Origin of the sequence: Pseudomonas sp. CCI4.2, assembly GCF_034350045.1 — a bacterium.
Taxonomy (GTDB): domain Bacteria; phylum Pseudomonadota; class Gammaproteobacteria; order Pseudomonadales; family Pseudomonadaceae; genus Aquipseudomonas.
In genome coordinates, this window is the sequence record NZ_CP133781.1 from 132364 (window position 1) to 144129 (window position 11766).

General features: G+C 56.3%; 9 protein-coding genes. All 9 read left to right on the plus strand.

The genetic code is table 11. The features are described 5' to 3' along the window. The first annotated feature begins 23 nt into the window (after positions 1 to 23). The 9 genes from RHM65_RS00625 (at position 24) to RHM65_RS00665 (ending at position 11726) form a co-directional block, all read left to right on the plus strand. On the plus strand, positions 24 to 1901 hold the full coding sequence (locus RHM65_RS00625) for a class I tRNA ligase family protein (protein WP_322167870.1): 1878 nt from the start codon (positions 24 to 26) through the stop codon (positions 1899 to 1901). Further along, positions 1898 to 2941 (plus strand): FAD-dependent oxidoreductase, encoded by a 1044-nt coding sequence (locus tag RHM65_RS00630; RefSeq protein ID WP_322184159.1) that lies wholly within the window; start codon positions 1898 to 1900, stop codon positions 2939 to 2941. The genes RHM65_RS00625 and RHM65_RS00630 overlap by 4 nt, the downstream gene beginning before the upstream one ends. Positions 2942 to 2943: 2 nt before the next feature. Beyond that, positions 2944 to 4083 (plus strand): methyltransferase, encoded by a 1140-nt coding sequence (locus tag RHM65_RS00635; RefSeq protein WP_322167868.1) that lies wholly within the window; start codon positions 2944 to 2946, stop codon positions 4081 to 4083. Between the two features lie 509 nt (positions 4084 to 4592). Then, entirely contained in the window at positions 4593 to 4976 is a 384-nt protein-coding gene (gene gcvH, locus RHM65_RS00640) for a glycine cleavage system protein GcvH (RefSeq protein WP_322167867.1), read from the plus strand. A 9-nt stretch (positions 4977 to 4985) separates the two neighbouring features. Next, positions 4986 to 7850 (plus strand): aminomethyl-transferring glycine dehydrogenase, encoded by a 2865-nt coding sequence (gcvP, locus tag RHM65_RS00645; RefSeq protein ID WP_322167866.1) that lies wholly within the window; start codon positions 4986 to 4988, stop codon positions 7848 to 7850. A 112-nt stretch (positions 7851 to 7962) separates the two neighbouring features. Next, a complete protein-coding gene (locus RHM65_RS00650; RefSeq protein ID WP_322167865.1) occupies positions 7963 to 9339 on the plus strand; it encodes an L-serine ammonia-lyase in 1377 nt (458 codons plus the stop codon). 71 nt (positions 9340 to 9410) lie between these two features. Continuing rightward, positions 9411 to 10535: a glycine cleavage system aminomethyltransferase GcvT gene (gene gcvT / locus RHM65_RS00655; RefSeq protein ID WP_322167864.1), complete on the plus strand. Its 1125-nt coding sequence runs from the start codon at positions 9411 to 9413 to the stop codon at positions 10533 to 10535. Positions 10536 to 10926: 391 nt separating this feature from the next. After that, positions 10927 to 11139: a cold-shock protein gene (locus RHM65_RS00660; RefSeq protein WP_005790849.1), complete on the plus strand. Its 213-nt coding sequence runs from the start codon at positions 10927 to 10929 to the stop codon at positions 11137 to 11139. 98 nt (positions 11140 to 11237) lie between these two features. After that, entirely contained in the window at positions 11238 to 11726 is a 489-nt protein-coding gene (locus RHM65_RS00665) for an RDD family protein (RefSeq protein WP_322167863.1), read from the plus strand. Positions 11727 to 11766 lie beyond the last annotated feature (40 nt).

Below are 11766 nucleotides of genomic sequence, written 5' to 3' on the forward strand. Positions count from 1 at the left end.
TTTTGCAAGTTTGGGAGACAAGCATGGAAGTCGTCAGAAAGCACCAGCAGTTCAAGTTGAGTCATGAATACAACGCAAGGATCAAGCGTATCTATCCTGAGCCGTCACTGCGTACACCCTTCGGTTCTGCCTGTGTCACCGTTGAAGCCGGGACGCTTAGCCAGCCGCATCTACACCACGAACATGAAACGTTCATCATCGTTTCCGGTCATGGAGCATTTGTTCAGAACAACATTCGAAGCGACATCTCGGCCGGGGATGTTATTTATATCAAGCCTTTCAGCGAACATTACATTGAGGCCCATCCCCAGTCGCAAGTTGAGTTTATGACTATCTGGTGGGAAAACGCAGAATCACAATCCGAGTCCCGGACCACTCGCCAGATCCTGTTTACACCGCCACCGACACCTAACGGCGATCTGCACCTGGGGCATATTTCCGGGCCTTACATTTGCGCCGATATCATCAAGCGCTATCTACAGAGTCAGGGCACACCGGCCAGTTTGATTGTCGGTCTGGACAAGCACCAATCCTATGTTGACCTGAAGGCGCGGCAACAGGGTATTTCTGCTCGCGATGTCTATAAACAATTCAGTCGATCGATCCTGTGCACTTTCGATAATGCCGGTATCGGTTACGACGACGTGCATGATTGCGACAGTCATTTTCACCTCGAATTCGTACACGACTTTATCCAGTGCCTACTGGCAAAAGACATTCTGCAGATCAAACCGCAGAACATCGCATGGTGTGCCGATTGCAGGATTGAAGTGTTTGACGCTTTTGCCCGGGGCGGCTGTCCCACCTGTCATGCGACCTCCAATGGGTGCATATGCGAAGACTGCGGCAGCCCCAATAACAGCTACAACCTGCACGATGTGTCGTGCAACTTGTGCGATGCGACGCCGACGCTGCAGCAAGGTAAAAAGGGTGTACTGGATCTCGGCCGATGTGCTGGCGATTTTGTACACGCCAGTTTTCAGGTCACCGCGCCACCGAAACTTGAAAAGTACCTGCTCAAGCAACAGGCGCTCGCGCAGGAAGATTATGTGGTGACGTTCCACAGTGAGTGGGGCGTGCCTTCAAGACATCCGCAACTGAGGGGACAATCCTATCTGGCCTGGATCGAAATGGCTGCGGGTTACCTGGCCGCAATTTACAAGAGTGTATTTGGCGAAGAAGTCAGTGATGTCGAACGAGCAATCGAACGCCTGAATGGCGCAGACTTTGAAATCATTCACCTGATGGGTTTCGACAACTCGTTCTATTATGCCCATCTGTACCCACAGTTGCTTGCAGCGCTGGGGGTGCGGGCATTGAAGATAACGTTCGTAGTCAACGAGTTTTTGTTGTTGGATCAGTTGAAATTTTCCACAAGTCGCAACCACGCGATCTGGGCTAACGATGTGTTTACCTCGCCGGCAGCTGCAGACTGGTACCGCTTTTACCTGTCGCTGAAAAGACCCGACGTTAACCGCGAAAACTATGATCGCAGTGAGTTTGAAAGCTTTCGTCAAAGCTCTTTGGCTGATCTGACGCAGTTGCTCGCTATCCATCGACAGCGACTCGACGGGCAATTCGCGGGAGTCGTTCCGCAACCCGGATCCTGGACTCGGTTGCACCAGGAATACGACACGTTTTTCAATCGGCACAAGATCCATCTGGGCAACGCCCTCGCTGTACCCAACGGCTATGCCGTCAAACAATACGCCAGCTCGGTCAAGCAGTTACTTGATGTGGTAATCCGCTTTCAGCGAATGACCTCCAGCGATTTCGAGGATTCGGCTGATCACGGCGAACGGCGCACTAGCATGTACCTTGAGGCCCAAGCCATGGCACTGTTGCGCCTGCACTTGGGCTGCATCATGCCGCAAGTGATTGGCGAGCTGGATCGCTTATGAGTTCAAGGGAGGTATCCAGCGGCTACGATTGGCTCGTCGTCGGTGCCGGTCTCGTCGGTCTGTGCACCGCACTGCACTTGGCAAGACGCAAACTGCGAGTTTGTGTCATCGAGCAAATGTCTCAGGTGACAAACGCCTCTACTGTATCAGGGGCCGGGATACGCTTTTTCGATCCTGATCCTGTTGTCAGCGCCCGAGTCATACAAAGCCACGATTTTTACTCGGAACTGGGTCTGGCTGACGATTTCCGTTCTTGCCCGAGTTATTACGGCTTCGGTGCGGCAGCCGCTGAGGGTTTGCTGGAAAGGGCCAGCGCGACGGGCCTGCGGGTGCTTTCGCGTGCGCACCTTCAGGCTCGCAGACCGCATATCCAATGGGAAGCAGTGGATTACGCCGTGGAAGATGAACACGCCGGCTTCAGAGATCCTCTGATCACATGGCATGCACTGCTGGCAGCATGTGAGCGGCTTGGGGTGAATTTCCGGTTCGGTCATCAGGTGCTGGCTTTCGAGGAAAATGCCGGTGCACGGCAATTGTTGACGCAAGTTGGGCGTTACGTGGCTCATGGGGTGATCTTTGCTACGGGTTACTGGACTCCTAACCTGCTCGAACGACTGGGACTGCCGGTTGTAGTGCGCAATCGAACCGTCACCGTTCATCGGCTTGCAGGCCATAACCTGGCGTGTCTGCCTTTTATTGTTGAACACGACAGCGGCTTCCATGCTCGTCCGACCGCGTGCGGCGAAATTCTATTTGGCGTTCCTCAGCTGGATTGGGACGTTGCCCCAGACAATCTGCCTGACCGCACCGACGCCCATCTGAACAAGGCTTTGGCGCATTTACAACGATACGCACCGGTGCCGCTTTTATTCTCCGGCGTGCGCACCACGCGCGCGGCAGACGCCTTTGCGTCAGTGGCTCTAGAAGCGAAAACCGCTTTGCCCGAACACACACATGTATTTGCTTTCGGCGAAGGAGCCGCTTTCAAGTACGCACCGGCCAGGACCTTGGCTTACATCAACTCAACACTGGGATCATAGATATGCTGAATCAGGGAACGATTGATTTTCGCGGTAAATTGCCAAGTTCCGAAGCTTTGGTGCACACCCTGGTTAATGGCTACATGTTGTCTGCCTCGTTATTCGGTTGCGTAGAGGTGGATCTGTTCAGTCATCTGGATGTGACATCAGGGACCGCAATCAGTGAACTGGCTGACGCGTGCCTGCTCAGTGCGTCGCAAGTCCAGAAACTGGTGTCATTCGGTTTGTCGGTGGGATTGATCATTCAGCGGGATGAACAGTTTTTCAACTCAAGTGATGCGCAGAAACTGCTATCCCGCCACAGCGCGCACAATATGTGCTCGGCGGTAGAGCATCATAGCCGTCATGTCTATCCATTATTCGGACAGCTTGCCGATTCGCTCCAAAGTGGCAAGCCAATCTCTGATCGCCTGCACCTGTCCTCAGCGCAAAGCAATACCGATGAGTTCTATGCCGAGTTGGATAAAAGCGAGAACGACTTCGGTGTGTTTATGGCGGCCATGAACACGTTCAGCACTGGCGCGGGAACACGTATTGCCGACGCGCTAAGCACGAGAGTCGGTTCTGCGGCTGCGTTGCGCATACTTGATCTGGGCGGCGGCGGTGGGCAGGTTTCTATTGAGATCGCACAGGCGATCCCGCAGGCGCAGATCACACTGATTGATCTGGAAAAAGCCACGCGTTTCGCGCGCGCGGAAGTTGATCGCAACGGATTGGGTGATCGAATTTTATGCCGACCAGGGGATATTTTCTCTCGTTTACCACTGGCTGAGGCTGACTTTGATGTGGTGGTGATTTCCGCTGTATTGGGAGATTGGAGTCATGATTACCAAGTCACACTGTTGGCCAATGCCCACCATCATCTCAAATCAGGAGGTTGCCTCGTGGTCAGTGAAACCTTGCTGGACGACGATCTGGCCGGGCCAATTCTGCCGGCGCTTATGAGTCTCTATGTACAAATCCTGACCGAAGGCGGACAGAATTTCACCGCACGTTCTCTGGTGGCGCTGCTGTCTGGCAACCAGTTCAATCACATCGAGGTGCAGCTTAATCGTGCACATGGCTGTCGCGATACTGTGCTTGCCAGCAAGGCACCGGGAGCCGCTGCTCTAGCATCGGCAGCCCACGCTGATAAGGTGTAGCCGTATTTAAAAGTTGATGCTTTCCTGTAAGTGCCCTGATTGCATCAAGTAGGAGGCGGATTCACATCCGCCCTCCCCTTCTACTTGCCTGCGAAAAGACCCAGTCCCATAAAAGCCAAGGCAATGCTGGCACATTGCATCAAACAGGTTGTCCTCGCGGTATGCCTGGAAACCGCGTCGCTCTCCCTTCGCGAACAAGTTCGCTACCACTGAATCTGCATTTATTTGCAAGATTGGGCATGGCTTCGTTCCTGTACTGAAACCAGTACAACGGAACGATTTCGCTACACATGGCTGTACACCCACCGTATGCAAGGCTCTGATCCCGTAAATATTTTAGACGGGGCAGTCACTGTAGCGATTTCGCTACAAAGCTAAATACAGGGTCCTACGTAGAACCCCCTAAATCATTGATTTAAAACGTATATCCAACATTGGCCGCAAAATTGCTATGAACTCGCCATTACGCTCGTGCCAGTCACGAGCTTTTGCGCCTTTGAGGAGTTTTTATGAGCGAGTTGCGATTCACGGTTGATCACGAATGGTTACGTGCCGAAGCAGATGGCAGCGTCACTGTCGGCATTACCCCCTACGCGCAAGAATCGCTGGGCGACGTGGTGTACGTGCAACTCCCGGAACTGCAGGCTTACACTCAACACGCTGAGGTCTCGGTGGTGGAGTCGGTCAAAGCCGCCAGCAGCATCAATATGCCGCTCAATGGCGAAGTGGTGGAAGTAAACACCGTCCTCGATGCGACCCCTGAGCTGGTTAACCAAGACGCGTCGGGCGCGGGCTGGTTCTTTCGCTTTATCCCGCAAGACGCTGACGCCATTAATGCCTTGCTCGATCAGGGCGCCTACGACCGCCTGATCAAAGCCAACGCCGACGCCTGAGGAATAGCCATGACTGATCGTATCGAGTTGAGCACCGCCAACGAATTTGTCGCGCGCCACATCGGCCCGCGTCCGGCTGACGAAAAAGCCATGCTCACCACCCTGGGCTTCGACTCCTTGGAAGCGCTGAGCGCCGCCGTCATCCCAGAAAGCATTAAAGGCACCAGCGTCCTCGACATGGGCCCAGGTCAAAGCGAAGCAGATGCACTGGCTTCGATCAAAGTCATCGCCGGCAAAAACCAGCTGTTCAAGACCTACATCGGCCAAGGCTATTACAACACCCACACCCCGGCGCCGATCCTGCGCAACCTGCTGGAAAATCCGGCCTGGTACACCGCTTACACGCCGTATCAACCAGAGATTTCCCAAGGCCGTCTGGAGTCGTTGCTTAATTATCAGACCCTGATCAGCGACCTGACCGGGCTGCCGATATCCAATGCCTCGTTGCTCGATGAAGCCACCGCCGCCGCCGAAGCCATGACCTTCTGCAAACGCTTGAGCAAGAACAAGAGCAGCCACCTGTTCTTCGCCTCCAGCCATTGCCACCCACAGACCCTGGACGTGCTGCGCACCCGTGCCGAACCACTGGGCATCACGGTGGTGGTCGCCGATGAAAGCGAACTGACCGAGGTCGGTGAGTATTTCGGCGCGCTGCTGCAATACCCCGCCAGCAATGGCGATGTGTTCGATTACCGCGAACTTGTAGAGCGCTTCCACGCTGCCCACGCACTGGTTGCGGTCGCAGCTGACCTGTTGGCCCTGACGTTGCTGACCCCGCCGGGAGAGTTTGGCGCAGACGTGGCCATCGGTAGCGCACAACGTTTCGGCGTCCCGCTGGGCTTCGGTGGCCCGCACGCGGCTTACTTCTCTACCCGCGACGCCTTCAAACGCGACATGCCTGGCCGTTTGGTCGGTGTGTCCGTTGATCGCCACGGCAAGTCTGCGTTGCGTCTGGCCATGCAAACCCGCGAACAACATATTCGCCGTGAGAAGGCCACCAGCAACATCTGCACCGCTCAGGTATTGCTGGCCAATATCGCCAGCATGTACGCCGTGTACCACGGTCCTCGTGGCTTGACGCAAATCGCCAAGCGCACGCATCAGTTGACCGCAATTTTCGCCCAAGGCTTGAGCCAATTAGGCTTGAACGTTGAGCAAGCGTTCTTTTTCGACAGCCTGACCCTGGTCACTGGCGCCGATACCGCGACCCTGCACGCCAAAGCCCGCGCACAACAAATCAACCTGCGTGAAATCGACGCCCAGCGCCTTGGCCTGTCGTTCGACGAAACCATCCAACAGGCTGACATTGAAGAGTTGTGGCTGGTATTTGCTGCCGATGGACAACGCCTGCCGGACTTCAATGCACTGGCCGCCAGTGTCGAATCGAAGCTGCCTGCCGCGCTGTTGCGCCAGTCGCCGATCCTCAGCCACCCGGTGTTCAACCGTTATCACTCCGAAACCGAGTTGATGCGCTACCTGCGCAAACTGGCCGACAAGGACCTTGCGCTGGACCGCACCATGATCCCGCTGGGCTCGTGCACCATGAAGCTCAACGCCGCCAGCGAAATGATTCCGATCACCTGGGCCGAGTTCGGCAATCTGCACCCGTTCGCCCCTGCCGAGCAAAGCCTGGGTTATCAGCAATTGACCGACGAACTGGAAGCGATGCTCTGCGCCGCCACCGGTTATGACGCGATTTCGCTGCAACCGAACGCCGGTTCTCAAGGTGAATACGCTGGCCTGCTGGCCATTCGTGCTTACCACCAGAGCCGTGGCGACGAGCGCCGCGACATCTGCCTGATCCCATCTTCTGCCCACGGCACCAACCCAGCGACCGCCAACATGGCCGGTATGCGAGTAGTCGTAACCGCCTGCGATGCACGCGGTAACGTCGACATCGAAGACCTTCGCGCTAAAGCCACTGAGCACCGCGAACACCTCGCCGCGCTAATGATCACTTACCCGTCGACCCATGGCGTGTTCGAAGAAGGCATTCGCGAAATCTGCGGCATCGTTCACGATAACGGCGGTCAGGTATACATCGACGGCGCCAACATGAACGCGATGGTTGGCCTCTGCGCGCCGGGCAAATTCGGGGGCGACGTGTCGCACCTGAACCTGCACAAAACTTTCTGCATTCCCCACGGCGGTGGCGGTCCAGGCGTTGGCCCGATTGGCGTGAAATCGCACCTTGCCCCGTTTCTTCCGGGCCACGCCACGATGGAGCGCAAGGTGGGCGCGGTCTGCGCGGCACCGTTCGGCAGCGCAAGCATTTTGCCGATTACCTGGATGTACATCCGCATGATGGGTGGGGCTGGCCTCAAGCGTGCTTCGCAGTTGGCGATTCTCAATGCCAACTACATATCGCGACGCCTGGAAGAGCATTACCCCGTGCTGTACACCGGCAGCAATGGTCTGGTGGCACACGAATGCATCCTCGATCTGCGTCCCTTGAAAGACAGCAGCGGCATCAGCGTTGATGACGTCGCCAAGCGCCTGATCGACTTCGGCTTCCACGCACCCACCATGTCGTTCCCGGTGGCCGGTACCTTGATGATTGAGCCGACCGAAAGCGAATCCAAGGAAGAACTGGACCGTTTCTGCGACGCCATGATCTGCATCCGCGAAGAGATTCGCGCAGTGGAAAGCGGCGCGCTGGACAAGGAAGACAACCCGCTGAAAAACGCACCGCACACCGCGGCCGAAATCGTTGGCGAGTGGACTCACCCCTATAGCCGTGAACAAGCGGTGTACCCGGTGGCTTCGTTGATCGACGGCAAATACTGGCCGCCAGTGGGTCGCGTCGACAACGTGTTTGGTGATCGCAACTTGATCTGCGCGTGCCCATCGATTGAGAGCTATCAAGAGGCTTGATATAGACGGGGCGTACTGTGGCGGTGTGTCTGGCACACCGCCTTCGCGAATGGCTTAACGCGGTACGTCTGGATAACCGCATTTAAAACAACAAAAAATACCGGAGTGCACCATGTCACTGAGCGTGTTTGACCTGTTCAAGATCGGCATCGGACCCTCCAGCTCGCACACTGTTGGCCCAATGCGCGCGGCTGCTCGGTTTGCCGAAGGTCTGCGTCGCGACGACGTGTTAACCAGCACGGCCAGCATCAAGGTCGAGCTGTATGGTTCGCTGGGCGCTACCGGCAAGGGCCATGGCAGTGATAAAGCGGTATTGCTGGGCCTGGAAGGCGAGCACCCGGACACGGTCAATACCGAAACCGTCGCCGAGCGACTGCAACAGATCCGTGGCAGTGAACGCTTGAATCTGCTGGGTGAACACAGTATTGCGTTCAATGAAAAACTACACCTGGCGATGATCCGCAAACCCTTGGCGTTCCATCCCAACGGCATGATTTTCCGTGCCTTCGATGCCGCTGGATTGCAGATCCGTAGTCGCGAATATTATTCAGTCGGCGGCGGTTTTGTCGTCGATGAAGACGCCGCCGGCGCAGACCGCATTGTCGAAGACAGCACGCCGCTGACCTTCCCCTTCAAAAGCGCCAAAGCGTTACTCAGCCATTGCACCACCCATGGGTTGTCCATTAGCGAAGTAATGCTACTCAATGAATCCGCTTGGCGCCCGGAAGCAGAAACCCGCAGCGGTCTGCTGAAGATTTGGCAAGTCATGCAGGACTGCGTCACCGCAGGCTGCCGTAACGAAGGCATTTTACCGGGCGGCTTGAAGGTCAAGCGCCGCGCTGCCGCCCTGCACCGCCAGCTGTGCCAGCACCCTGAAGCCGCGCTACGCGATGCGCTGTCAGTGTTGGACTGGGTGAACCTGTACGCGTTGGCGGTCAACGAAGAAAACGCCAATGGCGGCCGCGTCGTCACTGCGCCCACCAACGGCGCGGCAGGGATTATTCCAGCGGTGCTGCATTACTACATGCGTTTTATTACTGGGGCCAACGAAGACGGCGTCGTGCGTTTTCTGCTCACGGCAGCCGCCATCGGTATTCTCTACAAGGAGAACGCATCGATCTCTGGGGCTGAAGTGGGGTGTCAAGGCGAAGTCGGCGTAGCCTGTTCCATGGCGGCTGGCGCGTTGTGCGAAGTCTTGGGCGGTAACGTTCAACAAGTGGAAAACGCTGCCGAAATCGGCATGGAACATAACCTCGGCCTGACCTGCGACCCGATTGGCGGACTGGTGCAAGTGCCGTGCATCGAGCGCAACGCCATGGGTTCGGTCAAGGCCATCAATGCCGTGCGCATGGCGCTGCGTGGCGACGGTCAGCACTTTGTGTCCCTCGACAAAGTGATCCGCACCATGCGCCAGACCGGCGCTGACATGAAGAGCAAATACAAGGAAACAGCCCGAGGCGGGCTGGCCGTGAACATTATCGAGTGCTGACATTTCAGCCTCATGCCATCCACTGGAATTGTCGCTATTTAGACGAGTCTGGAAAATCTTAGGAGTCATCAATGTCCACCGAACACTTGTTAACCACACCGCTTCACGCCCTGCACCGCGAACTCGGCGCAAAAATGGTCCCGTTCGCCGGTTATGACATGCCGGTGCAATACCCCGCGGGTGTGCTTAAAGAACATTTGCACACCCGCGCCCAGGCCGGTTTGTTTGACGTGTCGCACATGGGCCAGATTCGCTTGACCGGCGCCAACGCCGCCAAAGCCCTGGAAACGCTGGTGCCGGTCGACATTATCGACCTGCCAGTGGGCATGCAACGCTACGCCATGTTCACCAACGAAAACGGCGGCATCCTGGACGACCTGATGGTCGCCAATATCGGTAACGACCAGTTGATTCTGGTGGTCAACGCCGCCTGCAAAGACGATGACCTAGCGCATATCCAGAAACATTTGGCAGGTCAGTGCGACATCGAGCCGTTGTTCGAAGCGCGCGCCCTCCTCGCCCTGCAAGGCCCGGCCGCTGTAACAGTGCTTGCACGTCTGGCGCCTGAAGTGGCGAAAATGACCTTCATGCAGTTCGCTAAAGTGACACTGCTGGGTGCTGATTGCTACGTCAGCCGCTCGGGTTACACCGGCGAAGACGGCTACGAAATCTCGGTTCCGGCGGACCACGCTGAAGCCTTGGCCCGACGCCTGCTGGACGAGCCTGAAGTTGCACCGATTGGCCTCGGCGCACGTGACTCGCTGCGCCTGGAAGCCGGTCTTTGCCTGTACGGCCACGACATGAACACCGAGACCACACCTATCGAAGCGAGCCTGTTGTGGGCCATCTCCAAGGTACGACGTGTCGACGGCGCGCGTGTCGGTGGCTTCCCTGGCGCACAACAGATCTTCGCTCAGCAGCAGGCTGGCGTCGCTCGCAAACGTGTCGGCCTCCTGCCACAAGAACGCACCCCCGTGCGCGAAGGCGCAGAGATCGTCGACGCTGATGACAAAATTATCGGCAGTGTCACCAGTGGCGGCTTCGGTCCAAGCCTTGGCGGTCCGTTGGTCATGGCGTACCTCGACAGCGCCCACGTCGCATTGGACAGCGAAGTCTGGGCTATCGTGCGCGGCAAAAAAATTCCAATGAAGGTCAGCAAAATGCCATTCGTGGCACAGCGTTACTTCCGCGGTTAATACAATGACACCTGCGCACTGAGCAAAAACAGTGCGCAGAACGGTCATCCCCTCGCAATACCGCCTCGTTGAACGGCGCGCTTAGTCCCTACCCCGCCACGCTTATAGCCTAAACTTCCCGGCAAAATCTATCGATTGCACCGCATCGGTTAAATTTTTCAAACAGGCCGGAGAGCCCCGGAAACCGGTCCTGAACCGGGCTTGTTTTTCCGGACGAAGTTGGCGTAAAGTTTCTCAACTGTGTTTGCATGGGTCGCTTGAACCGTGACCTGGACAGTAGAGCCAAGCATTGCTACATCCCGTTCGACGATTCTTTCTTCCTGCAACCAGTCCCAGCTCTCTTTCAACGGAAAGGGACTGTCATTAATTTAAGTTTCAAGGAATAAAGAAAATGGCTGAACGTCAGAGCGGTACCGTCAAGTGGTTTAACGACGAAAAGGGTTTTGGTTTTATCACGCCAGAAAGCGGGCCGGATCTGTTCGTCCATTTCCGCGCTATTCAGGGCAACGGCTTCAAGAGCCTGAAAGAAGGCCAGAAAGTAACCTTTATCTCCGTGCAGGGCCAAAAAGGTCTGCAGGCGGATGAAGTTCAAGCCGAAGGGTAAGTAACTGGAACAGAAAAGCCCCTGATGTTGACCATCAGGGGCTTTTTTATGCGTGGGATTCCGTAAAATGCTTTCTTTTTTGTAATCGAGCGTCTGCCATGTCGACACATCAGCTTCGTCCCCAAGGTGACTTTCCCATTGCGGGGCTAGGTCGTCGCTTGGCAGCAATGGTTTACGACACCCTGCTTTGCATCGCCCTGCTCATGGTCACCACCCTGGTGTACAAACTGATTTTGATGGCGTTTGTCGGCGAAGCCAAACTGCGAGCCTTATCAGAAGCTGGCACGCTGGATGGCGACCCGTTGCTGTCAACGATCCTGCTGTTTGTGCTGTTCGGCTTCTTCGCGAAATTCTGGACCCACTCGGGTCAAACCCTCGGCATGCAGGTCTGGGGCATCCGCGTGCAAAACGCCGACGGCACCGGCATCAGCCTGTGGCAGGCGCTGCTGCGCTTCGTGGTCTCGATCGGCTCGTGGCTCTGCGTAGGGCTGGGGTTTTTCTGGGTGCTCTTTGACAAGCAGAAACGTAGCTGGCATGACATGTATTCCGACACACAGTTGGTACGGGTGCCGAAGCAGAAGGGATGATACTGGGAATATTGCGTAACTGTAGGGGCTGTGTGGGACC